Here is a 24,173-nt window from a genome sequence, read left to right as displayed (position 1 = left end):
AATCTTTACTGTTGATCTTTATATCAATAGTTTCTTAGCTTCAATAGCTTCTCTTTAAATCTCTCTAGAGGAAGAAAGTTTTTCTCCAAATTAGGTGCAAATGGAACAGGAGTATCCAAACTTCCTTCGCGCATCACAGGAGCATCGAGCAACTCGAAGCAATGTTCAGAAATCCAGGCACAAATCTCCCCTCCAATACCACCAGTCAGACAATCTTCTTGAAGGAAAATTACTTTTCCCGTCTTTTGAACAGTCGCTTTGACAGCTTCTTCATCCCAAGGAAGTAATGTCCTCAAATCCAGAATATCTGCATCAATTCCCATTTCTAATACAGCAGTTTTCGCCCAATGTACTCCCATGCCGTAAGTGATGATGGAAAGCTCGTGGCCTACTGCTACAAGATTTGCTTTCCCCACTTCCACTGTGTAATAATCATCAGGGATTTCCGCTGTCAAGGAGCGATAAAGTGCTTTATGCTCAAAATATAAGTATGGATTCGGATCTTCCAATGCTGCATTGAGCAATCCTTTGGCATCGTAAGGGTTGGAAGGATAGACGATTTTCAATCCCGGTGTATGGAAAAACCATGCTTCATTGGATTGGGAATGAAATGGGCCTGCCGCAACTCCCGCACCTGTTGGCATACGAACGACTACGTCGGCATTTTGTCCCCAGCGGTAGTGGATTTTGGCAAGATTGTTCACAATCTGATTGAATCCCACAGAGACAAAATCCGCAAATTGCATCTCAACCATGGCCTTGTAACCTTTGATGGAAAGGCCTAAGCCTGCACCGATGATTGCACTTTCGCAAAGTGGTGTGTTGCGAACTCGATCTGCACCGAATTTGGACTTAAAGCCATCGGTGATCTTGAAAGCTCCTCCATATTCTCCAATATCCTGTCCCATCAAGATCAAATTGGGATACCTTTCCATGGACTGACTTAGTGCATCTGAAATCGCATCAATAAATCGCTTTTCGGATTTTTGATCAGTTTTGGGAGCGATAGCATTTTGTTTAAATGGGAAAAATAAATCAGCTATTTCTTCCTTAGTATTGGGTTTTGCAGCTTCTTCTGCAAAAGCAATATCTAATCCTTGGTTGATCGCTGATTTGATTTTAGCATGGATCTTTTCTTTTTCTTCTGAACTTAATACATCTGATTCCAACAAAAACTTCTCGTAATTATCAACAGGATCTTTGAGCGACCAGGTTTCCATCAGTTCTTTGGGAACATACTTGGTTCCCGAAGCTTCCTCATGTCCTCGCATTCTAAAAGTGATGGCTTCTACGAGAACAGGTCTTGGGTTTTTTCTGATATCTTCTGCTAGATTTTTGATGCAATCGTACATTTCAATCACATTGTTGCCATCTACTCTTATCGTCTCCATGCCATAGCCAGGACCTTTTTCAGTGAAATAGCGGAAAGCAAATTGCTCTTCACTTGGTGTGCTTAACCCATAGCCATTGTGCTCTACAACGAAAATTACAGGAAGTTTCCAAACAGCAGCTACATTCAAACCTTCATGAAAATCTCCCTCCGAACTTGCTCCATCTCCTGTGAAGACAAGGGTGACTTTTTCTTCTTTGGATAATTTATGTGCCAAGCCGATTCCATCAGCAATGGCCAACTGTGGCCCTAAATGCGAAATCATCCCCACAATATGATGCTCCCTACTTCCAAAGTGAAAGGAACGATCACGACCTTTCGTGAAACCTGATCTTTTACCCTGAAACTGCGCAAATAGCTTTTCTAAAGGAATATCTCTTCCTGTGAAAATCCCTAAATTCCTATGCATAGGGAGAATGAACTCGTCTTTTTCCAACGCATTGACAGCTCCAATGGAAATTGCTTCCTGCCCCCAACCACTAAACCATTTTGATATTTTCCCTTGTCTAAGAAGAATTAACATTTTTTCCTCAATTTTTCTCGGGACTAACAAGGATTTGTAGAGTTTTAGTAAGGTTTCATCACTGTATCCTTTCCTTTCAAAAGTCACTGGTGTGGTAGCGGTAATATCTCTATTCATTGTGGGTTTATTTTACGATACCAAAATAGAGTTAATTATGCAATTTTCTGATGATTCGGGTCAGGATATCTCAAGATTGACAATCTTTCAGTAAATTAGATAGATGGAAGAGCTTCAAATCAAAAATATGGTTTGCCCGAGATGCATTATGGCTGTCGAAAATCTGCTTTTTGACAAGCAAATTGCTTTCGAAAAGGTGGTTTTGGGAAAAGCGATTCTCCTGCAAAAGCCGAGTAAAAAACTGATGGTTGAATTGGAAGCTGATCTCATACGAATGGGTTTCGAGATCCTCCAAGACAAGGATGTGCAAAGGATTGAAAAAATTAAGTCTAGCCTTCACCAAGTATTGCAATCGGGTGAGATTCCTTCGGGTTTTAATCTTATGGAGTATATCAAATCAAATCTCAATGAAGATTATTGCAAATTGAGTCACCTTTTTAGCAGTATGGAAGGTGTGACGATTGAGAAATTTTTTATCAGTCTGAAAATCGATAAAGTCAAGGAATGGCTGTTTTATGAAGAAATGAATCTGAGTGAAATTTCCTACAAACTCGATTACAGCTCTGTCCAACACCTTTCTTCCCAATTCAAAAAAGTTACGGGAATGACTCCATCGGATTACAAGAAGATGATTAAAAAAAGTCCTGAAGGATGGAGGTGAGAATTGGGGATGGTTTAAAAGTTGAAAAGTTGTAAGGTTTGAAAGTTCGGGGATCGAGAGACCTTTCTGATTTAGTTTTTTTTTGGATTGGAAGGAAATTTAAAAGTTTGAGGATCGATCGGATTGGTTGACTTTTTTCTTTATACATCCTACTTGGTACTTGGGACATTTTTAAGATAAAAAGCAAAAGCGTCGATTCACATCGACGCTAAAAAGTAATGCAAGGAGTTGAAAAAATGTTCGTTTGCTGTACGAATTCAAAAGTAGAAAGAATCTATCCATCAAATGCAAACAAATCATTAAGGAAGTTTTAATTAAAAGGCTACTCTTTCTAGGATTGTTAATATTTTGGTAATACTACTTTTTACTCAAAAGACAGGTTGCCTTATTTCGTAAATCTCCGGTCAATTTTGAGCAACAAATCTTGGGTGGATTTCATCTATATATCATGAATTAAGTTATACTGAAATTGAACTTTCTGTTGCTTTAAAATCCTTACCTTTGCATCAAAGTAAGAAATCAGTGAAAGCGAGAACATTAAAAAAAGACAAGGTCAATATCATCACCATGGGATGCTCCAAGAATTTGGTAGATTCCGAGGTGCTTTTGACCCAACTCAAAGGAAATGGCATCAATGCCAGCCACGAATCCGATAGGGACGATAATAATATCATCATCATCAATACATGCGGGTTTATCGACAATGCAAAACAAGAATCTATAGATACCATCCTCCAATATGTAGATGCCAAGGAGCAAGGCTTGGTAGATAAAGTCTATGTGACAGGCTGCCTTTCTCAGCGTTACAAGGATGATTTGGAAAAGGAAATCCCTCAAGTAGATGCATTTTTTGGTACTAGAGATTTACCTGCGATTTTGAAAAAATTCAAAGCAGACTATAAACATGAATTGGTAGGAGAGCGCTTATTGACGCATGCTTCTCACTATGCCTACATGAAGATTTCCGAGGGTTGTGACAGGCCGTGTTCTTTCTGTGCGATTCCACTGATGCGTGGAGGTCATATTTCCCGCTCCATCGACGATCTAGTCAAAGAAGCTGAGCATAAAGCCGCTAATGGAACGAAGGAACTCCTTTTAATTGCTCAAGATTCGACTTACTATGGACTTGACTTGTATAAAAAAAGGAGATTGGCTGATTTGATGCGTGCTTTGTCAGATGTGAATGGCATCGATTGGATTCGCTTGCACTATGCCTATCCTACGGGTTTCCCAATGGATGTTATAGATGTGATGAAGGAAAGACCGAATATTTGTAATTACCTCGATATTCCTTTGCAGCATGGATCCACTTCTGTATTGAAAACCATGCGTCGTGGAACGACAAGAGAAAAGCAGGAAGAGCTGATTCACTCTATCAGAGATATTATGCCTGATATTGCTATTCGAACCACCTTGATCGCTGGACATCCGGGTGAAGGAGAAGCTGAGTTTCAAGAAATGGTAGAGTTTGTGGAGAAAATGAAGTTTGAGCGCTTAGGAGTCTTTACGTATTCGCATGAGGAAAATACCCATGCAGGTACGATGGAAGACACGATCCCGCAAGAGGAAAAACAAGCGAGAGCCAATCATTTGATGGGTATTCAGGAGCAGATTTCTTACGATCTCAATCAAGAGAAAATCGGAAAGACTTTCAAGGTTTTGATTGATAAAAAAGAAGGAGGGCACTTTGTCGGGCGAACAGAATACGACTCAGTCGAAGTCGATAATGAAGTGCTCATTGATGCAGCCAAACATTATTGCAGAGTTGGAGATTTTGTTAATGTCAAAATCACAGACGCTACAGAGTTTGACCTATATGGAGATGTGCAAGACACTCAATAATCCAAGGTTAAAAAATCATCACAATTAATTCATATTGTGGTGATTTTTTGTTTTCAGACAAAGTGTAATTTGCAAACAAAAAAACATGAAAAAGATTCTCCTTTTAGTTTTAGCGATGCTGCCAATGATCACACAAGCACAGTTTTCTTATGATCTTCAAGGCCACCGAGGTGCGCGTGGTCTGATGCCTGAAAATACTATTCCAGGAATGATTAAAGCCTTGGACTTGGGAGTGACCACACTTGAATTGGATTTGGCAGTGACCAAAGATGGAGAGGTCATCATTTCGCATGAACCTTATATGAATCCATTGATTTGTCTAACACCTGAGGGGAAAGAAATTCCTGAAGGAGATAGAAGTCATAATATTTATCAAATGACATTCGAAGAGGTGAAGCAATACGATTCAGGCTCGAAATATCATTCAGGATTTCCACAGCAAGTCAAGTTTCATGTGACCAAACCAAGACTGAAAGACCTTTTTGAAGTGGTAGAGAAATATGTGACGGATCATAATTTACCGAAGCCAAATTACAATATCGAGATCAAAAGTAGCCCTGAAGGTGATGGTGTTTATCATCCTAGTCCGGCTGAGTTTTCGGATATGGTTTACAAATTAATAGATTCCAGTATTTCTTGGGATCGAGTGAATATTCAATCTTTCGATTTCCGTGTTTTGAAATATTACAATCAAAAATATCCTGAGGTGACTTTGGCGATGCTCATTACTGACTCAAGGAAATCACAGGAGCAATTGAAGGAACTTGGTTTTCAGCCAGAGATTTATTCTCCTTATTTCGTGGCTTTGACAAAGGATGTGGTTAGTGATTTGAAGGGAAAAGGTATGAAAGTAATTCCTTGGACTGTGAATACCACTGAACAAATGCAAAACTTGCTAGATATGGGTGTAGATGGAATCATCACAGATTTTCCTAATTTGGCACCAAAGAAATAGTTTGAGAATTCTATTACACAGAGTGGCACTGAGAAGTCACAGAGTTTCACTGAGGAGATTTAGTCAGAATGAAAAAACCAAAGTGTTTCTTTGTTTATTGAGTGCTTAAAAAGTGAGATGTGTTTGATTTTTCAGAACCTACTCTGAGAAAAATTTACTGTAGCTATCAAAAAAAATCCTATGCATGCAAGTATAGATCTGAAGGGGGAGATTGCCATCTAACACATATAACCAATTGTCCTTAAAATTTATTAGGGGAGAGGGTAATCTTTCCCCAATTTTATTTATGTTAAAAAAATTCTTAATTATCTGCCTTTTAGCGGCACTTTCATGTCAGTCAAAAAAAGAAAAATCATTTAATTATTCTCTAGAAACAATCAGTCATAATTTGGGAGGCTCTAGCGATTTGATTTTTGACAAGCCCTATCATATTTTTAATGACACTTTGTTTAGTTTTGATTCGTATCAGAGTAAAATTATAAAAACTCCTCTAAATGGCGAGGAAGGCAATGAGCTTATTCTCTCTTTTAGTTTTGATGAACAACCTAGTACATTTTATTATGTCAATTCGGATTCTATAATTTTTTCAACTGGAAATACATTGTTTATATCTGATCAAAAAGGTAGTCAGTACCACTCCGTTAGACTTTTTAGTAAACTTGACAAAATCAAAAATGAAGTGTATTCTGAATACCCGTTTGATGGGTTTTCTCAACATTTATTTTATGATAGGAACTCTAAATCAGTCTTATTTTATTTTGCGAAAAAAAGTGAGTTTAAGCAAAAAAAAGTCTTTGCTAGAATCAATTTAAAAAATGGGGAATGGGAAAGCCTTCCTTCTTACCATCCAGAAGAGTATAATAATGTTCCGTTAAATTATACAACTTACCCAAGTGTCACATGGAGCCCAAATGGATTTAGTTATATTTATTCTATTTCACCTACAATTGTAAATATAGATACAGTTTCAGAAATTCAGAAGGAGTTTCGCATTACAAGCTTTGACGGAAAACAGTCAGCAGAACCACAAACTAACAGGGATGAATGGACATCAAATTATTTTGAAAACTGGGTTCTATCATCTCCTAACTACTTCAAGATAATTTACGATCCATTTAGGAAATTATATTATAGATTTTCACAGTCTTCTTTGAATAAATTCCCAAATAGCGATGATTATTACTATGATTTCTTAATTAAAAATAGAGAACTGTACCTCACAATTTTAGACGATGAATTTAATGTGGTTTTTAATCAGTCACTCCCTAAAGGGAAATATGATCCATCAAGAAGTTTTGTGTTTTCAAAAGGGTTGTGGATACCGCATGAAATATCTACTCTTAAGGATGAAAATAAACTTTACGGTGATTTATTTCAAGTAATCAAATAAAACTCTCTTATTTTTGTCCTAGCCTCTTCCTAGCCTCTCCGTGAAATAAAAATATTTATCTCTTTTTCCTAAAAAACCTCAAACTTCGGACTTTCAGATTATATGCTTATTTTTGGCTTTTCTTAATCAAAAGCAAAGCATGAAGATTGTAGAAGTAAGCAGCCCTGCGCATCAAAAGGAATTTATAGAAATGGCAGTTCAGCTTTATAAAAATGAACCTAACTGGATTCGTCCTTTGGATAAAGATATTGAGGGTTTATTTCATGCTGATACCAACAAATTATTCAAGCTGGGTGGTAAAGCTAAGAGGTGGCTGCTTCAAGATGAAAAAGGAAAAACAATAGGTAGAGTTGCTGCATTTGTGAATCCAAAATGGAAAGAGAAACAGCCAACAGGTGGTTTGGGATTTTTTGAATGTGTAGAAAATCAAGAAGTTGCATTTCTGTTGATGGATACTGCCAAAAATTGGCTCGAAGAGCAAGGCATGGAAGCGATGGACGGCCCAGTCAATTTTGGTGAAAGAGACAAATGGTGGGGTTTGTTAGTTCAGGGCTTTTCGCCTCCTAATTACAATATGCCTTGGAACTTTCCATACTATAAAGATTTCTTCGAAGCTTATGGCTTCCAAATCTATTTCAAGCAATTCACCTACATGCGTCCTGTTCAGGGAGTTGGTTTTGATCCGAAGATGATCGAAAGAGCAAACAAAATCATTGGTGATCCTGATTTTGAATTCAAGCACATGACTGGAAAAGAGCTTTCTGAAAAAGCTCCTGAGTACTTTATGACTGTTTACAATAAAGCATGGGCGAGACACATGGGGAAAAGTTTGACACTTCGGGAAACTCAGTTGATGTTTGGAAAAATGAAGCCTATCATGGATGGGAGGTTGATTTATTTCGGATTTCATAAAGGCGAGCCAGTATCTTTTTTTATAAACATTCCAGAGATCAATCAGCTTTTCAAATTTGTAAATGGAAAAATGGATTTGATTGGGAAATTGAAATTTGTTTGGAATAAAATTTTCAATCCACCAAATAAGATGTTAGGGTTGGTTTTCGGAGTTGTTCCTGAATTTCAAGGAAAAGGTGTAGAAAGTGCGATGATCATGGCTTATAATGAGAAATTCGCGAAGCATGATTCCTTTCCATATAAGACGATAGAGATGAACTGGATCGGAGATTTTAATCCGAAAATGATGCGTGTCTGTGAGCAACTCAATGCAGAGATTTATAAAACACACCATACATACAGGTATCTTTTTGACAGAGAAAAAACATTTGAAAGACACCCGATTTTCGAATAATTAAGTCCAGATTAAACAATTGAAATCAAATTACCGAACAGTGTGTTTCGGAGAGACAATTAAATAGAAAAAATAATAGAATGAAGAAGTACGACGTAACAGGCATTGGAAATGCACTTGTAGATATTGAGTTTAAAGTTAAAGATCAGTTTTTTATCGACAATCAAGTTGAAAAGGGCTTGATGACTTTGGTAGATGAAGACAGGCAGAATGCCTTGATGAATGTTATCGATACAGCTGAAGCTAAAAAACAATGTGGAGGTTCTGCTGCTAACACTGTAATTGCAGTGAGTCAATTCGGTGGAAAGTCATATTATTCTTGCAAAGTAGCCAATGATGAATTGGGTAAATTTTTCGTAGCAGATATGAAAGAATCAGGTGTGGAAAATAACCTGAATCCTGAAAAACTGGAAGAAGGAATCACTGGAAAATGTCTGGTGATGGTCACAGAAGATGCGGAGCGTACGATGAATACTTTCTTGGGAATCACTCAAACCTATTCTGTTGCGGATGTCAATGAAGCAGCTATAAAAGATTCAAAATATCTATACATCGAAGGCTACTTGGTGACTTCCGAAAATGGTAAAGCAGCTATGCGATACGCCAAGAAATTAGCGGAAGACAATGGAGTAAAAGTAGCCATGACTTTCTCTGATCCTGCTATGGTGAAGTATTTCAAAGAGGCATTTGATGACGTTATTGGTCATAGTGTTGACATGCTTTTTGCCAATGAAGAAGAAGCTATGCTTTACACTGGTAAGGATAATTTGAAAGAAGCGAGAGAAGAATTGAAGAAAGTAGCTAAGCATTTTGTGATTACGCAAGGGAAAAACGGAGCGATGATTTATGATGGGGATACTTTTATCGATATTGAGCCGTATTCAACAACTGCTATTGACAGTAATGGAGCAGGAGATATGTTTGCAGGAGCATTTATGTATGGGATCACTAATGGGCATTCGTATGCTTCAAGTGGGAAGTTAGCATCCATGGCAAGTTCAAAAATCGTAAGCCAATTTGGTCCGCGATTACAATGGCACGAAGCCAAAGATATTTTAGCAAGGTTAAATCCTTAAATTAGAAAGCCCTTCTGAATTGATTCAGAAGGGCTTTCTAATTTATAAAATGTATTATTTCAAGAGATTTTTAATGCTCGTGACCATGTTCTCCATGAACATGACCGTGTTCTAATTCCTCTGTAGTAGCCTCTCTTACTTCAAACACTTCTCCATCGAAGTGAAGGTCAAATCCTACTAAAGGATGATTAAAATCCAACAAGATTTCTTCACCAAGATCTTTGATTACTTTTGCTTGCATTGGGAAGCCATTTTCATCTACTAAAGGAAGGAAATTACCTTCTTCAAGCATGTTTGGCTCAAATCCATTTTGAGAAGTAAACTGACTTTTTGGCAAAGTCATGATCATTTCTTCATCTGCTTCTCCATAAGCATCTTCTGAAGTGATGATGAAATTGAAGCTGTCTCCTTTTCCTTTTCCAGCTAGCAATTCTTCGAATTTTTCAGGTAAACCACTATTTCCAAAAAGGAAATAAAATGGATCTTCCCCGTCTCTTACTTCTACACTAAATGGTGCAGACTCCACTTCTTCCTCGTCCTTGCTTACTTTGAGTTCATAGGTAAGCCCTACTACTGAGTTGTTTGTAATTTTCATATTGATTTTTTCAGATTGCAAAGGTACATTTATTTTGATAAATGGCCTGAGAATCATCTGATTTCCTTATTTGATTGCGCCATTGAGCATGATGACGAACATTCCGAGCATGCTTAATACAAAGGCTAAAAAGATTAAGCCACTTTTTTTCTTCCAAGTACCATAAACAGCCAAACCGAAAATGGATAAGAAAAGCAATCCGAAAACAAGGATATTCAAGACGTACAAGTCCTCTGAGGCATGGAAATAAGGCGCTTCAGGATTATCAACTTGAAGGTGGAGCTTTTCACTAAAGAATTTTATCCCAATCCATTCTCTAAGATATGCATAAGTAAAAATCCCGGAAGCCGACAATGCTGCAAATGTGATAAAAAATCTATTCATAATATTCCTATGGTCAATATTAGGGAAATTGATTGGGTTTTTGGATATTTATAAGTGAAAATTATAGAAAAATGGCATCAATAGAAAAAATAAGAAGCGGTTTAATCGATAAAATATCATGTATAACTAATCGAGAATTTTTAGAAGCACTAGATAAACTTATAACTTCAAGTTCATCTCAATCTGATATTGTTGTTTTAACAAAAGAACAAAAAGCTGTTTTAGAACTTAGTGAGAAGAACATCAAAAATGGAGAATTGATCTCACAAGAGTTAATGGATAAGAGGAACCTAGAATGGCTAAACGAAATGTAGTTTGGACTAAAACGGCAGATTTACAATTTGTGGAGATTTAAGAATATTGTCCAAAATTCAAATGTTTCAAAAAGTTGAATTGCTCTTCAGAACAATCCAACTTTTATTTTATTTATAATATGTATATCCGCTTTCAAACCAATAGCCACTTAAAAATAATGTAAATACTATATTTAGAGTGCTACGCCACGGCGCACAAGTGTGGACTGAAAGCCGTTGACTGTTGACAATTATCCGCAAGATTATTTGTGATAAAATTGTATACTGCTGTCATTGCGGATAATCATTATTTTTAAATAACAATATTAACAATCTTTCCAGGTACAACAATCATCTTCTTAGGAGTATTGCCTTCCAACCATTTCTGTACGATTTCGTCTTCCAAAGCTGCTTTTTCTATTTCCTCTTTTGTCAAACTCAAAGAAAGTGAAAGTTTTGTCCTCATTTTTCCATTGATGGAAACTGGATATTCATGGCTGTTCTCTACCAAAAACTCTTCCTTGAATTCTGGGAAACTTGCATAAATGATAGATTTTTCATTGCCCAAGATTGCCCATAATTCTTCTGCAATATGTGGTGCATAGGGAGAAATCAAAATTGCAAGTGGCTCTAAAATTTCTATTTTATTGCATTTGAGTGCAGTCAGTTCATTCACACAAATCATAAAAGAAGCTACTGAAGTATTGAATGAATAATTCTCTAAATCTTCCTCAGTTTTTTTGATAGTTTTATGCAATGTTTTTAATTCTTCCTTGCTTGGAGCTTCATTGGAAATAGATACTTCACCATTACTGTCATGGTAAAGTTTCCAAAGCTTCTTTAAGAATTTCGATACGCCGTCTATTCCATTGGTGTTCCAAGGTTTGAATTGCTCCAAAGGTCCCAAGAACATTTCATAAAGTCTCAAAGTATCCGCGCCATATCGTTCTATGATATCGTCTGGATTGACGACATTATATTTCGATTTGGACATTTTTTCTACTTCAGCTCCACAGATGTATTTTCCGTCCTCGAGAATAAATTCAGCATCTGCTAAATCCGGTCTCCAAGCTTTGAATTTATCTAAGTTCAACTGATCATTGTGGACAATATTCACATCCACATGCATAGCAGAAGTTTCATAATCATCCTTCAATCCCAAGCTGACAAACTTGTTGCTTCCTTTAATTCTGTACACAAAATTTGACCTTCCTTGGATCATCCCTTGGTTGATCATTTTTTGGAATGGCTCTTCGATATTGACTACGCCGATATCAAATAGGAACTTCGTCCAAAATCTTGAATACAAAAGATGTCCGGTAGCATGTTCAGCTCCACCGATATATAAATCAACTGCTCCCCAGTATTTAGCGATTTCTTGATCTACAAATTGAGTTTCATTTTTTGGATCCATGTAGCGGAAGAAATACCAACTCGAACCTGCCCAGCCTGGCATGGTGCTTCTTTCCAATTGAAATTCACCTTCAGCTGTTTTGTAATTCCAGTTTTTTGCTCTAGCCAAAGGAGGTTCACCATCTTCGGTTGGAAGATATTTATCTACTTCAGGAAGCACCAAAGGCAAATCTTTTTCTTCGATCAAATAAGGAAGTCCATCTTTGAAATAAACTGGAAGTGGCTCACCCCAATAGCGCTGACGTGTGAAAATCGCATCACGCATTCTGAATTGAATTTTACCTTTCCCGATTTTTCTTTCTTCTACGAATTCAATGGCTTTGTCCATTGCTGCCTGCATTTCCATGCCAGACAAAATATCTGAATTGATGATAGTTCCGCCTTTTCCAGGAAAAGACCCTTCTTCCATGCTGCCCTCGATCACCTGACGGATTTCAAGTCCAAAGTGCTTGGCGAAGTTATAATCTCTTTCGTCATGTGCGGGAACAGCCATCACAGCACCTGTCCCATATCCTGCTAAGACATAATCAGCGATCCATATCTGAATTTCTTCTCCATTGAATGGATTGATGGCATAAGAACCTGTAAATGCTCCCGAAATGGTCTTGACATCTGTCATCCTATCTCTTTCTGAGCGGTTTTTGGCAACTTCTACATAAGCTTCTGCCTTGGTTCTCTGATCTTCTGTGATCAAGTCTTCTACATAATCATGTTCAGGAGCCAATGCCAAATAGGTTACACCATAAATAGTATCTATTCTCGTTGTAAAAACCTTGATTTGCTTGTCATGTCCTTTGACTTGGAAAACTATCTCCGCACCTTTGGATTTTCCAATCCAGTTGCGCTGCATTTCTTTAATTGGTTCTGTCCACTCTACTGTGTCCAAACCTCTTAGTAATCTATCTGCATAAGCAGTGATTCGCATGGACCACTGCATCATCTTTTTTCTTTCTACAAGATGTCCTCCTCTTTCAGAAAAGCCATCTTTGACTTCGTCATTGGAGAGTACAGTTCCTAAGACAGCGCACCAGTTTACCGTGGTTTCTGCCAAAAAAGTCAATCTATACTTTAGAAGTATTTCTTGCTGCTTTTCTTTAGAAAAACTAATCCAATCCTCAGCTGAAAACTCGGTTGTATCTTCATCACACACAGCATTGACTCCGGCGTTTCCATTCTTTTCAAACTTAGCAATCAAAGAATCAATGCTTTTGGCTTTGTCTTCGTCCTTGTCATAATAGCTATTGAAAAGCTGCATAAAAATCCACTGTGTCCAGCGGTAATAGGCTGGGTCGGAAGTTCTCACTTCTTTGTCCCAGTCAAAGGCAAAGCCGATATTTTTTAATTGCTCAGCATATCTTCTGATATTTTCTTCGGTAGTTACAGCAGGGTGCTGACCTGTCTGAATAGCGTACTGTTCTGCAGGAAGTCCAAAAGAATCATAACCCATTGGATGGAGGACATTGAAACCTTGAAGTCTTTTGTATCGAGTAATGATATCTGAGGCAATGTAACCTAGTGGATGACCGACATGTAATCCTGCTCCGGAGGGATAAGGAAACATATCCAAAGAATAGAATTTAGGTTTGCTTACATCAACTTTGGCATTGAAAATCTGGTTCTTTTCCCAGTATGCCTGCCATTTTTTCTCTATTACCTGCGAGTTATAATCAGCCATTTTTGAATTTGCGCTTTATTATTTGTGAATTGCTTGCAAAAATAGAAAAATATGCGGGAAAAGAGGGTAGGATCATCAATACTTCAAGGAGTATTTTGTCTAAAGCTAAATTGTATATGAAGTTGAAAAAATAGATTTGGCTAAATTTTACCAGAATCTGAAACGTTTTTCGTAAAGTCTGTTTCTGAAAATCCAGTTGTCCCAGATGTCAGGTGAAAGATAGATTTCTATACCCAAATTCAAGCTCATGTAGCCGTCAAATCTTTCTGTAAGACCTGAACCACGACGAATTCTGCCTCTATTGCTAATGATTCTATCAACATCAGGTATTGTGAGTTCGTCATCTATGTAAAAATCAGGATTTCTGATAGCGAAAAGTAATCTGTCAGGATTTGGACCAGTTCCATTGACACCGTAATCAGCTAATAAATCTTGATAAAACTCACTGATATTGAAAGCACTAATATCATCCATGTAGTCTGTCAAAGTCCATCTGTAGTTTAACTCTAAAATTAGATCAGCATAGACACTGAGTTTGTATTTTGCTCCAATTCCTGTTGGGAAAACTACAATGTATTTGTTGTAAGGATTATTTTCAATTTGTAATGGTCTTAAGGGAACCCACAGATCCTCGTTTCTTAAAGCAGCTCTAGGATCAAGCGCTTTTGGATCATTGGAAGAAACTCCCACTCCTGCAAAAGCATAGAGATTGAAATAACTTCTGGTAATATTATAAACCTTTACAGGCTTCCAATGAAACTCACCAATCATTGAAGCTTCCATATTTCTTGCTCTGAAATGAAGATTTCTTGGATATCTAAAAGCCCGAGGATCAGATGGGGGGTCTTGACCAGATATTTGGTAATAAGAAAATTCAGCTCTAGCACGAATTCTTGTTCCAAGAGTTCTTCTTAAAGCAATATTCGCATTCCAATCTGGTTGAATCCCTTCATTATATTTCCAAAGAGAATAAAGTTCTCCAAAATATTGAGTAGGTCCCGTCGAAACGGAAATTGACCAAGGTTCTTCAAACCTATAGCGGTATAAACTTTGAGTATAAGCCTGCTCAGCTACTATAAATAGTATGAAAAATAGAATGATATTTCTGAGCATTTTTAGCATTTGTAAACTTTTACCTCACATTATTAAAGGTGCGATTGTAATTTTAACATGTAAATAAAGTAATAATCTTTAGCTTTTCAATTTTTCTCCACCCGTGATTACGTGAATATCTCTTTGAGGGAAAGGAATTTCTACTCCTTCTTCAGCGAATCTTTTGAAGATTTCATAATAAAGTTCGCTTTTCAGGACTTTCGGTTTATTGATATAATCAGACGACCAAACTCTCAAAGTAAAGTTTAGACTACTGTCTGCAAATTCATCGAAAAGAACGTCGGCCTTTGGACTCTTTAAAACACCTTCATTTCGTGCTGCTACATCTAATAAAATAGACTTTATTTTTTCGGGGTCTTCTTTATAAGAAACCCCTACAGGGAAATTAAATCTTATATTTCTATCGTTGTGAGACCAATTGATCACTTGGCTATCAATAAATTGAGAATTAGGTACAATAACTGAGATGTTATCATTGGTTACAATAGTTGTTGACCGTGCTGAAATCACAATGACATCTCCTGAAATATCTCCAACTTCTATTCGATCACCTACTTTGATGGGCTGCTCAAAAAGAATAATAAGCCCACTAATAAAGTTATTTGTAATGTTTTGAAGACCAAAACCAATACCCACACCTAACGCACCTGCTAAAATCCCAAAGGCACTTAAATCAATTCCACTTGTTTGTAAAATTGAAAACATCCCTGCGAAGATGATGAGGTATTTGACAATAGTTCCAGCAGATTGTCTTGTCCCTTGAGTGATTTGGTATCTAATCAAAACTTTTTTTACTAAAAACTTTCTGACTAGCTCTGATACAATCAATAGTAAGATTATTGATACTAGAAGTGTCAAGATTATGCTTACGGTGATACTGGATTCACCGACTTTAAATAGCTTCAAGTCGAGAAAACCATTGAAAAACTCTAAAAAATCATCCATTGTATTTTCTTTTATATCTGTTAGTTTTTCTTCCATCTTCCCTATCATTTTGACTAAACAGAATAAGCTAAGTGAAATTAGACGTGATGGCTTATCCTAGTTTATCGTTGATACAGTCCATTTAGATTGCATCGACAGCTAACGACTGACTGCTGTGTAAATTATTTAAAATTTATTTTGTGTGAAGAATTGAGTTAGGTATCGCTATAGTAAACAAATCCAAACTGCTTATGGTTTTTTAGCTTAAATCATTTTTAGTTCTTTTTGATTTTACTGTTCTCTTGATAGCTGTTGTCTTAATCTTTCTTCTTGAATCATTCTTGTGTTTAGCGATCGAGCATATGTTCGTCCTTGCTTTAATCCATAGTCAGTATATGCTTTCCCTGCCCAATATTTTGCAGACTCCAGATCTCCAAGTACTTCATATCCGACGGCAATGTTATGACAGATTCTTCCTCCTGTTTTGTCTTTATGTGGAAAGTTAAGTCCATTTTCCCATACTTCTACAGCTTCTTCCCATCTATTGACCTCACCCAGTCTTGCACCTCTTGCTAAAGCGGGATTGTCATTTGGTTTTTGGTACATCATCCTATTTAATCTGAGGTACATTGGAGCAATTCTTCTAGCATAGCTGGCGCCAGCTAACTGACCTACGTATTGAGTCGCCTTTACTTTGTCTATTAGAAGTGCCAAAGCTTGGGTTTTTGTCTCAGCTTCTGCTGACCACAAATTAGTCTTTTCAAAATCTCTTTGATCAGTTATATTTTTGCTGATAGGGTCGTATAACCTGAAACCTACCTGAACAGAAGCTACTCCCTCGGCATATATACCTTGAACTTCTACCGTTCTAGAATTTCTTCCCTCTCCTTCTGTTTTTTTGATAATCTGTCGCTTATCAGTGACGATAAAATCAGAGCTGAATTTCTCTAATGCCAAAACTGCATCTGCATCGTATTCTCTACAAAGCGCCTCAATTTGAGGCCAGGTCAGTGGAGTAGGGAAAGTCTGTGCAAATAAACCTCCGCGCAACCTTTCTCTGGCTCGAATTATTTCATAACGAGGAGAGGAATTTAATTCTTGTTGGACCGTGGCGATGGTGGCTTCGACAGCATTTCTTACTTCGAAAGGAGCTTCTCCAGAAATCAGACCTTCCAAAACAGCAAGGTTTTCATTTTGAGGAGCCGTTCTGTCAACTATTAAGAGCCTTTGAACATGGTTCGGGACGTCAATTTCTGCAGGCATGAGTCTTGACATGCTGATATTTTTCGTGCAAGAGCCAAGAAAGATAGGCAGCACGCAAAAGAGAATAAAAACAATGGGAAACTGTATATTTTTCATAATCACATTAAAATTCAGTCAAAATTAAAAAAGCCCCTGATATGCAGTGGCTTTTTATTGAAATATTTTAAACTTTTCTAAGTATGTTCCCTTCATCATCCCATTGGGCAAGTTCTCCCCTTTCCTCTGGTTTGAGGTAAGTGTCAAGATACTTTTTAGGTAATTCAAATCCATGTCTTTTCATCACTTCTTCTGGAACTCCATCCCAAACATTAGGTCGGTTTCCTACATAACCCAAATATTTAAACCCAGCTTCGGTCGTAAAATATCCTGTTGAAGTGAGATTTCTCAACATGTTGAAAAATTTGACACCACCCTCCATTTCCGATTTGGCTTTTTCAGGCCAAGCTATTTGGTCTATGATTTCTAGTTTTTCAGATTGATCCAATGCTAAAAATATTTTACCATAATTGTCTTCACTGTAATGATCAAGCCACATCAATCCACCTCGCATCGGTGTTTGATAGCCTGGGTAATCTTTGACCATAAACTCTATAAAATCAACAACACCCACTTCAGTAGCGCTAGGGGAATCTGTATCTGCTGGCATAATGATATCTACCAACACATTTAATTTTTTTCTTTCGTCTTCTGTCAAAAAGGTCTCTGAAAGTAGCTTTTGATCGTATAGTTTTTCTTCCTCTGTTCTACCCCCAGCAGTTCCGCCTTCTATCCGAGGTGAATAATCAAGTTTTTTATCCTCTGGAGCACAATTTGTCAATAAGAATCCTGATGCCAACGTACCAGTGAATAGGAGCTTTAAATTTTCTCTTCTGTTCATATTCTTAAAATTATATATTTTTCTTTTTTAATTCTGACACGATGAAATCAGATGTTCTCCAGCTGAGAGCCAAGATAGTCCAAGTTGGGTTTTTATCCGCTTGGGATACAAATGGGCCTGCATCTACTACAAATAAATTGTCGCAATCATGAGCCTGACAATTGCTGTTCAATACAGATGTAGCGGGATCATTTCCCATTCTCGTTGTACCTACTTCGTGAATAATTCTTCCTGGAGTTGCCAAGCCATATTTGGATTCTGGACCAGGTTTATTGCCAAGTAATACTGCACCTGCATTCGTTAGAATTTCCTCGAATGTATCATGCATGTGTTTGGCTTGTTTGATTTCATGGTCTGTCCATTGATAATGGAATTTCAAAACAGGGATGCCATACTTGTCCACCACATTTGGATCTATTTCACAATAATTGCTGTATTGAGGAATACTTTCTCCTCTTCCTGACATTCCTAGAGTAGATCCTCGCATTCTGCGGATGTCTTTTTTCAACCCTTCACCATAACCGCCATTTGGACTTGGGTTACCAAATTCGTCTTTGACATACTTGCGCATGGTGTCCATCGAAAAGCCCACGCCGTAGGAAGGCATCCCCATTCCTCCCCAATATTCTATATGATAACCTCTAGCAAAATCTAGTTTTTTATTATCCAACCACCATGGAGTATACACATGCATACCCCCAACTCCATCTTCATTGTATTTTTCTCGATCGATCAAATCTGGCAAAATCCCCATACGGTCAGCGCCGGTTGAATCATGCAGATATCGACCAACCATTCCACTGCTATTTCCAATGCCATCAGGATGAGATTTTGATTTGGAGTTGAGCATAATTCTGGACGATTCGCAAGCGGAAGCGCCGAGTACAACTACACGTGCTTTGAGCTTATATTCTTTCATATCCATTTTACTTATAAAGGAAACTCCGGTAGCTTTTCCTGAATCGTCAGTGGTTACCTTCCGCACCATGGAGTTGGTATAAAGATCAACTTTCCCTTTTTTCATGGCAGGATGAAGAAGACATGTTCCTGATGAAAAATCTGCATAAGCCTGGCATGCTCTGTTACATTGTGCACAGAAAAAGCAAACACCTCTTTCGTTATTTATTGGTTTTGTAAGAACGGATAGTCTAGATGGGATTACTGGAATATTAGCCTTATTTGCCCCTTTCATCATAAAAAGTTCGTGCAAGCGAGGCTTGGGAGGAGGGAGGAAAAAACCATCTGGTTCATTATAAATCCCCTCTTTTGACCCAAATACGCCAATCAGTTTATCTACTTTGTCGTAATATGGCTTTAGTTCATCATAACCAATAGGCCAATCGTGTCCTAATCCATCTATACTTGCTCTTTTGAAATCGTTAGGGCCAAATCTCAACGAGATTCTTCCCCAATGATTGGTTCTACCTCCTACCATTCTCGACCGGAACCAATCGAATTCAGTGTCTTTTCCACGCGTATAGGGCTCTCCTTCTATATCCCATCCACCGATTGCAGCATCGAAGTCACCAAAAGGTCTTATTCTAGTTCCACTTCCACGACGTGGAGATTCCCATGGATAGCGCATTTGTGTGCGATCTTCCTCTTTAGCAGGATCAAAATCACCACCTGCTTCAATTACTGCTACTGCCAATCCAGCTTCTGATAAAATTTTAGAGGCCATTCCGCCTCCAGCTCCTGAACCTACAATGATCACATCATAAGGCTCAGATGAAGATTTGATTTGAAAACTCATTTATTAGGATATTATTTGTTGGGTTTGACAGGTAAGATTGTCAAAAAAAATGAAAAATGGAAATTACGGAATATGCTACTCAAAGAATCCAACAATAGAACACAGATAACGCGGATTACTACAGATGATTCCAATAGAACACAGATAACGCGGATGATGCGGATTTTCACGGATAATTGGTTGTAATAATTGAAACCACGATTTTATAACGTCAAATGCCAAAAGGGAAATAATAAAATATTAAAAAAGTCAAAAATTGTACTGGTTAGGGTCTAAGATTAAGTCTAGAACCCAATTCATTTTGTGGCTTCTTTGTACATTGTACTTGGTACCTGGTACAATAAAAATCAGCGACCATCCGCTCAATCAGCATCATCCGCGTGCCACTTACCTCTCTAGCATCGTCTCAATAAATGGCCAAATATTTTCAAATACAATTTGATGTCCTTCTTCCGTCGGATGAATTCTGTCGGGAAGGTTGAGGTCTGGATCGCCTGCAACTCCTTCCAAAAGAAAAGGAATTAATTCTACATCTTCTTCTTGGGCAATTTGTGGATAGAGCTTTTGAAAATCACTTGTGTATTCTTGACCCATATTTGGTGGGATCTGCATTCCTGCGAGCAATATTTTTGTCTCAGGATATTTACTTTTCACAAGCTGTATGATTGCCTTGAGATTCTTTTTGGTTTCAGCTAAATCAATACCTCTCAAACCATCATTTCCTCCCAATTCTAAAACAAATATCGATGGCTCTTCCTCCAAAAACCAATCGAGACGGCTGAGTCCACTTGCAGTAGTTTCTCCACTCAAGCCACCATTAATGACACGATAATTGAGATTAAGACTATCAATTCTAGCTGCAACCAATCCTGGAAAAGCATCTTCAGCCTCTATTCCATATCCAGCAGAAAGACTATTCCCGAAAAAAAGGATTAGTTTTTTGGTAGGGACGGGGGTTATAGTTTCTGTTTCCTGCACCTCCTTGGTTTTTTCTTCTTTGGGAGAAGAGCAAGAAAAGAAAATGACACCTAAAATTATATAAAAGCTATTGAATGATAATTTCATTTTGATCCTGTTTTTATAAATAGAACTCTAGCAAAAGTACAACTTATGAAATTAATCCTTATCCAGATCAATTGTTTTATATGGTTATACAATTCTTTGCTAATAATCTCAATTTACATCATGAATAGTTGAATCGGATCAACATCAATAAACATCTACTGTACAGTCATTTTGGGATTGAATTAAAAACCGAGCTTTTATTTTATTACTTCCACCATACTGGTAATGCATATTTTTTTACAACTATCTGATATACTTCATCCGTTCAACTTTTATAATATTCTTTATGTTCCAAACCTTTTGTAAGTTGCATATTGTAATCCTCAAAATCTAACGACTCCAAATTTATGAGCATTCTTAGTGTGAAAGATGTTTCCAAAACCTATCAAAGTGGAAACAGAAAATTAACCGTCCTCGATCAAGTGAATTTTGATATTCAATCAGGCGAAAGTATTGCCATCGTCGGCCCTTCGGGCTCAGGAAAAACAACCTTATTGGGACTTTGTGCCGGATTGGACTCCTCAACCACAGGATCAGTTGTGCTCAACGGAAACGCTTTCGAGCAGTTAACAGAAGATCAGCGTGCAGCAGCGAGGAGCAGGGATGTTGGATTTATTTTTCAAAATTTCCAATTGCTTCCTACACTTACAGCTTTGGAAAATGTGATGGTTCCTTTGGAGTTGAAAAAGAGAAAAGATGCAAAAGAAAAAGCGCTGGAACTTTTGGATAAAGTTGGCTTGAAGGATAGAGTGACCCATTACCCGACACAGTTGTCGGGAGGTGAGCAGCAGCGAGTTTCCATTGCGAGAGCGTTTGCCAACGAGCCAAAGATACTTTTTGCAGATGAACCCACAGGGAATTTGGATACTGAAACGGGCGAAATGATCGAAGACTTGATTTTCAATATGAATAAAGAAAAAGGCACAACCTTGATTTTGGTAACTCACGATCCTGAATTGGCTAAAAGAACAGATAGAATAATCAATATAAAGGGCGGTAAAATTCAGGAGGAAGTTCATGGGTAATTTAGCTTGGGTTTTTAAGATGGCCCTTCGGGATTTCAGGAAGAATTTTTCCCGTTTGTTGCTTTTTGTTTCTTCCATGGTAATCGGGATAGCAGCATTAGTAGGTATTAGTTCTTTTGGGGATAATCTAAAAAGTGACATAGAAAATCAGTCTAAAGAATTAGTTGGGGCTGATTTGGTTTTGGATAATAGTAAGCCACTCGGAAGTCAACCGATCGATTCTATAGCAATTGCACAAGCAGATGAAATCAATTTCGCCAGTATGGTGGCTTTTCCGGCTACAGATGAAAGTAGATTGACCCAAGTTAGAGTTTTGGAAGGTAATTTTCCTTTTTATGGGAAATTAGAAACTATTCCAGCTGAAGCGGAAGCAACGTTTAGAGCTGGTGGTCGGAAGGCCTTGGTAGAAAAAATCCTTATGGCTCAATTTAATGCTGTGATAGGAGACAGCATTAAAGTCGGAAATGTGACTTTCGTAATCGAAGGGGAATTACAGAAAGTCCCTGGTCAAACAGGGATCACAGCTACTGTAGCCCCAGCAGTTTATATTCCCATGGCTTATGCAGAGGAAACTGGGTTGATTCAATTTGGGAGTAGATTACAATACATTAGATATTACGAATTAGCAGATGATATTAATCCCGATGAATTGGTAAAGAAATATGAGGCGCAATGGGATGAAGAAAGAGTAGACGCTGATACAGTTGAAGACAAAAGAAGACAAACGGGACGTTCGTTTGATAACTTGACCAACTTTTTGAGTTTGGTTGCATTTATTGCGCTTTTGTTAGGGTGCGTGGGAGTAGCAAGTGCCGTAAATGTATTTGTAAAAGAGAAATTGGCATCCGTTGCAGTTTTGAGATGTTTGGGCGTTTCTGCTTGGGATGCGATGAGAATTTATCTTTTTCAGATTTTATTGATGGGATTTGTAGGCTCTGTTCTGGGAGCTTTATTGGGTACAGGATTACAATTTGCACTACCTGCGGTTTTCAAGGATTTTCTTCCCGTAGAAGTCAGCATGGCTGTTTCTTGGTCAAGTGTTGGATTTGGAATTCTCACAGGTTTGATTGTGGCATTTCTTTTTGCCCTCCTCCCTTTATTGAAAATGCGGAAAGTATCTCCAATGGCCACTTTGAGACCTGAAGAAGGAGAGAATACCTTGAAAAAAGATCCTTTGAGATGGGCAGTGATAGCAGGCATCCTTTTATTTATTTTTGGTTTTAGCTTTGCCCTTTTGGATGGCTGGAAGTCAGCTCTTGGATTTACTGGATTTGTCGTTTTTGCTTTTGCGGTACTTTGGGCAGTGGCTCTAGGAATCATGTGGCTAATCAAAAGATTTCTCCCAATCAATTTGACTTACACGATAAGACAAGCTTTGGCTAATTTGTATAGGCCAAATAATCAGACAATTTCTTTGATTGCGACGATTGGTTTGGGGACAGCGATGATCAGTACACTTTTCTTTATCCAAGGTCAATTGTTAGATGAAGCAAAGTTTGCTGATAAAGAAGATCAGCCGAATATGTTGTTATTTGATATTCAAGATTATCAAATAGAAGAAGTTGTAGCAAGTGTGAAAGCGCGTGATATTCCAATTCTTCAGCAAGTCCCGATTATTACGATGGGCTTAGAATCCATTAATGGCCTTACTAAGCTGGTCAATGATACACTTCCTGAGGATGATAGAAGATCAAGAGGCTTGTATAATCGTGAGTTTAGAGTGACTTATAGAGATACTTTAATTTCTTCAGAGCGCTTGCTCAAAGGCAAATTGAGGAAAGTCGAAAATGAAGGAGATTCGATTTTTGTTTCTTTTGATCAAGGCTATGCTTTGAGAACAGGTTTGAAATTGGGCGATGAAATCATTTTCAACGTTCAGGGTCGTCCCATCAAAACCTATATTGGAAGTTTCAGAGATGTGAAATTCAATCAGGTTTCTACAAATTTTCTAGTTTTATTTCCTGAGGGAGTGCTTGACAAAGCCCCGAAATTTCATGTAATCATCACCAAAACCAAAAATGATCGGCAAGCCGCTGATGTTCAATCTGAGATTGTTCGGAAATTTCCGAATATTTCTGTCATCAATTTAGGTGCTATTGTAGAAACTTTAGAAGAGATATTGGGTAAAATCAGCTTTGTGATTCAATTTATGGCATTCTTTAGTATTGCTACTGGAATATTGGTTTTGATCAGCTCGCTGATTATCAGTAAATATCAAAGAATGCGAGAAAGTATTTTATTGAGAACGCTTGGTGCAGATAGTTCTGTTGTTGGAAAGATCAATACACTGGAATATTTCTTCTTGGGTTCATTGGCATCTTTAAGTGGAATTGTTTTGTCATTTTTAGCTACTTATCTGCTCAGTGAGTTTGTCTTTAATTTGCCATTTAGAGGGGCTTATTTTGAAGCATTTATCGTTTATATCAGCATCACAGTTTTGACTATCATACTGGGATGGCTCAATGGCAGAAAGATTATCAAGAAACCACCGATGGAAATATTAAGAGGATAAAACTTGGAATTCTAATAATAT

General features: G+C 37.6%; 20 protein-coding genes. 10 read left to right on the top strand and 10 right to left on the bottom strand.

Annotation, left to right across the window (positions count from 1 at the left end; genetic code table 11):
* Nucleotides 1-23: 23 nt before the first annotated feature.
* Entirely contained in the window at nt 24-2,030 is a 2,007-nt protein-coding gene (locus IEV57_RS13505) for an alpha-ketoacid dehydrogenase subunit alpha/beta (RefSeq protein ID WP_188443575.1), read from the bottom strand.
* A gap of 103 nt (nt 2,031-2,133) precedes the next feature.
* Here IEV57_RS13505 and IEV57_RS13500 point away from each other — a divergent pair, with 103 nt between their 5' ends.
* The 6 genes from IEV57_RS13500 to IEV57_RS13475 all read left to right on the top strand — a co-directional run bounded on the left by IEV57_RS13500 (nt 2,134) and on the right by IEV57_RS13475 (nt 9,260).
* Nucleotides 2,134-2,691, top strand: coding sequence for a helix-turn-helix domain-containing protein (locus IEV57_RS13500; RefSeq protein ID WP_188443574.1), 558 nt, complete (start codon nt 2,134-2,136; stop codon nt 2,689-2,691).
* A gap of 522 nt (nt 2,692-3,213) precedes the next feature.
* On the top strand, nt 3,214-4,533 hold the full coding sequence (gene rimO / locus IEV57_RS13495) for a 30S ribosomal protein S12 methylthiotransferase RimO (protein ID WP_188443649.1): 1,320 nt from the start codon (nt 3,214-3,216) through the stop codon (nt 4,531-4,533).
* Nucleotides 4,534-4,618: 85 nt separating this feature from the next.
* Nucleotides 4,619-5,488 carry a glycerophosphodiester phosphodiesterase gene (locus IEV57_RS13490; protein ID WP_188443573.1) on the top strand — a complete coding sequence of 290 codons (870 nt, stop codon included), beginning with the start codon at nt 4,619-4,621 and terminating at the stop codon, nt 5,486-5,488.
* A gap of 286 nt (nt 5,489-5,774) precedes the next feature.
* Nucleotides 5,775-6,878, top strand: a complete 1,104-nt coding sequence (locus tag IEV57_RS13485) for a DUF4221 family protein (RefSeq protein ID WP_188443572.1) — start codon at nt 5,775-5,777, stop codon at nt 6,876-6,878.
* A 139-nt stretch (nt 6,879-7,017) separates the two neighbouring features.
* Complete coding sequence (locus IEV57_RS13480) at nt 7,018-8,184, top strand: hypothetical protein (RefSeq protein WP_188443571.1); 1,167 nt, start codon at nt 7,018-7,020, stop codon at nt 8,182-8,184.
* Nucleotides 8,185-8,264: 80 nt separating this feature from the next.
* Nucleotides 8,265-9,260, top strand: coding sequence for an adenosine kinase (locus tag IEV57_RS13475; RefSeq protein WP_188443570.1), 996 nt, complete (start codon nt 8,265-8,267; stop codon nt 9,258-9,260).
* A gap of 70 nt (nt 9,261-9,330) precedes the next feature.
* Here the strand turns inward: IEV57_RS13475 and IEV57_RS13470 are convergent, their stop codons facing one another.
* Entirely contained in the window at nt 9,331-9,855 is a 525-nt protein-coding gene (locus tag IEV57_RS13470; protein ID WP_188443569.1) for an FKBP-type peptidyl-prolyl cis-trans isomerase, read from the bottom strand.
* Between the two features lie 66 nt (nt 9,856-9,921).
* Nucleotides 9,922-10,239, bottom strand: coding sequence for a hypothetical protein (locus IEV57_RS13465; RefSeq protein ID WP_188443568.1), 318 nt, complete (start codon nt 10,237-10,239; stop codon nt 9,922-9,924).
* A 71-nt stretch (nt 10,240-10,310) separates the two neighbouring features.
* Between IEV57_RS13465 and IEV57_RS13460 the strand changes: the two genes are divergently transcribed.
* Complete coding sequence (locus IEV57_RS13460) at nt 10,311-10,553, top strand: hypothetical protein (RefSeq protein WP_188443567.1); 243 nt, start codon at nt 10,311-10,313, stop codon at nt 10,551-10,553.
* A gap of 292 nt (nt 10,554-10,845) precedes the next feature.
* Here IEV57_RS13460 and leuS read toward each other — a convergent pair whose 3' ends face one another.
* From leuS to IEV57_RS13430, 6 genes are all read right to left on the bottom strand, one after another.
* Complete coding sequence (gene leuS, locus IEV57_RS13455) at nt 10,846-13,620, bottom strand: leucine--tRNA ligase (protein ID WP_188443566.1); 2,775 nt, start codon at nt 13,618-13,620, stop codon at nt 10,846-10,848.
* A 147-nt stretch (nt 13,621-13,767) separates the two neighbouring features.
* Nucleotides 13,768-14,733: a hypothetical protein gene (locus tag IEV57_RS13450; RefSeq protein ID WP_188443565.1), complete on the bottom strand. Its 966-nt coding sequence runs from the start codon at nt 14,731-14,733 to the stop codon at nt 13,768-13,770.
* Between the two features lie 78 nt (nt 14,734-14,811).
* Nucleotides 14,812-15,714: a mechanosensitive ion channel family protein gene (locus IEV57_RS13445; RefSeq protein ID WP_188443564.1), complete on the bottom strand. Its 903-nt coding sequence runs from the start codon at nt 15,712-15,714 to the stop codon at nt 14,812-14,814.
* 234 nt (nt 15,715-15,948) lie between these two features.
* Nucleotides 15,949-16,932 (bottom strand): DUF6340 family protein, encoded by a 984-nt coding sequence (locus tag IEV57_RS13440; RefSeq protein WP_229744466.1) that lies wholly within the window; start codon nt 16,930-16,932, stop codon nt 15,949-15,951.
* A 151-nt stretch (nt 16,933-17,083) separates the two neighbouring features.
* Nucleotides 17,084-17,797, bottom strand: coding sequence for a gluconate 2-dehydrogenase subunit 3 family protein (locus tag IEV57_RS13435; protein ID WP_188443562.1), 714 nt, complete (start codon nt 17,795-17,797; stop codon nt 17,084-17,086).
* Nucleotides 17,798-17,807: 10 nt separating this feature from the next.
* A complete protein-coding gene (locus tag IEV57_RS13430) occupies nt 17,808-19,550 on the bottom strand; it encodes a GMC family oxidoreductase (RefSeq protein WP_188443561.1) in 1,743 nt (580 codons plus the stop codon).
* On the opposite strand from IEV57_RS13430, the gene IEV57_RS19390 reads away from it, so the two are divergent.
* On the top strand, nt 19,539-19,736 hold the full coding sequence (locus IEV57_RS19390) for a hypothetical protein (protein WP_229744463.1): 198 nt from the start codon (nt 19,539-19,541) through the stop codon (nt 19,734-19,736). The two genes, IEV57_RS13430 and IEV57_RS19390, sit on opposite strands and share 12 nt — an antisense overlap.
* Nucleotides 19,737-19,937: 201 nt before the next feature.
* On the opposite strand, the gene IEV57_RS13425 is transcribed toward IEV57_RS19390, so the two are convergent.
* Nucleotides 19,938-20,615 (bottom strand): arylesterase, encoded by a 678-nt coding sequence (locus IEV57_RS13425; protein WP_188443560.1) that lies wholly within the window; start codon nt 20,613-20,615, stop codon nt 19,938-19,940.
* A 347-nt stretch (nt 20,616-20,962) separates the two neighbouring features.
* Between IEV57_RS13425 and IEV57_RS13420 the strand changes: the two genes are divergently transcribed.
* Both IEV57_RS13420 and IEV57_RS13415 read left to right on the top strand, forming a co-directional pair.
* Entirely contained in the window at nt 20,963-21,640 is a 678-nt protein-coding gene (locus IEV57_RS13420) for an ABC transporter ATP-binding protein (protein WP_188443559.1), read from the top strand.
* Nucleotides 21,633-24,152 (top strand): ABC transporter permease, encoded by a 2,520-nt coding sequence (locus IEV57_RS13415; RefSeq protein WP_188443558.1) that lies wholly within the window; start codon nt 21,633-21,635, stop codon nt 24,150-24,152. The genes IEV57_RS13420 and IEV57_RS13415 overlap by 8 nt, the downstream gene beginning before the upstream one ends.
* Nucleotides 24,153-24,173: the final 21 nt, after the last annotated feature.

Source organism: Belliella aquatica (assembly GCF_014637795.1).
In the GTDB taxonomy this organism is placed as follows: Bacteria; Bacteroidota; Bacteroidia; order Cytophagales; family Cyclobacteriaceae; genus Belliella; species Belliella aquatica.
This window is presented reverse-complemented; position numbering and strand designations above follow the sequence as displayed.

Coding starts and splice junctions, on each gene's coding strand:
- IEV57_RS13485 (WP_188443572.1), top strand. CDS start 5,775: ATGTTAAAAAAATTCTTAATTATCTGCCTTTTAGCGGCACTTTCATGT.
- IEV57_RS13440 (WP_229744466.1), bottom strand. CDS start 16,932: ATGTCAAGACTCATGCCTGCAGAAATTGACGTCCCGAACCATGTTCAA.
- IEV57_RS13500 (WP_188443574.1), top strand. CDS start 2,134: ATGGAAGAGCTTCAAATCAAAAATATGGTTTGCCCGAGATGCATTATG.
- IEV57_RS13445 (WP_188443564.1), bottom strand. CDS start 15,714: ATGGAAGAAAAACTAACAGATATAAAAGAAAATACAATGGATGATTTT.
- IEV57_RS13425 (WP_188443560.1), bottom strand. CDS start 20,615: ATGAAATTATCATTCAATAGCTTTTATATAATTTTAGGTGTCATTTTC.
- IEV57_RS13435 (WP_188443562.1), bottom strand. CDS start 17,797: ATGAACAGAAGAGAAAATTTAAAGCTCCTATTCACTGGTACGTTGGCA.
- IEV57_RS13420 (WP_188443559.1), top strand. CDS start 20,963: ATGAGCATTCTTAGTGTGAAAGATGTTTCCAAAACCTATCAAAGTGGA.
- IEV57_RS13465 (WP_188443568.1), bottom strand. CDS start 10,239: ATGAATAGATTTTTTATCACATTTGCAGCATTGTCGGCTTCCGGGATT.
- leuS (WP_188443566.1), bottom strand. CDS start 13,620: ATGGCTGATTATAACTCGCAGGTAATAGAGAAAAAATGGCAGGCATAC.
- IEV57_RS13505 (WP_188443575.1), bottom strand. CDS start 2,030: ATGAATAGAGATATTACCGCTACCACACCAGTGACTTTTGAAAGGAAA.
- IEV57_RS13490 (WP_188443573.1), top strand. CDS start 4,619: ATGAAAAAGATTCTCCTTTTAGTTTTAGCGATGCTGCCAATGATCACA.
- IEV57_RS13415 (WP_188443558.1), top strand. CDS start 21,633: ATGGGTAATTTAGCTTGGGTTTTTAAGATGGCCCTTCGGGATTTCAGG.
- IEV57_RS13460 (WP_188443567.1), top strand. CDS start 10,311: ATGGCATCAATAGAAAAAATAAGAAGCGGTTTAATCGATAAAATATCA.
- IEV57_RS13475 (WP_188443570.1), top strand. CDS start 8,265: ATGAAGAAGTACGACGTAACAGGCATTGGAAATGCACTTGTAGATATT.
- IEV57_RS13480 (WP_188443571.1), top strand. CDS start 7,018: ATGAAGATTGTAGAAGTAAGCAGCCCTGCGCATCAAAAGGAATTTATA.
- IEV57_RS13470 (WP_188443569.1), bottom strand. CDS start 9,855: ATGAAAATTACAAACAACTCAGTAGTAGGGCTTACCTATGAACTCAAA.
- IEV57_RS13450 (WP_188443565.1), bottom strand. CDS start 14,733: ATGCTCAGAAATATCATTCTATTTTTCATACTATTTATAGTAGCTGAG.
- IEV57_RS13430 (WP_188443561.1), bottom strand. CDS start 19,550: ATGAGTTTTCAAATCAAATCTTCATCTGAGCCTTATGATGTGATCATT.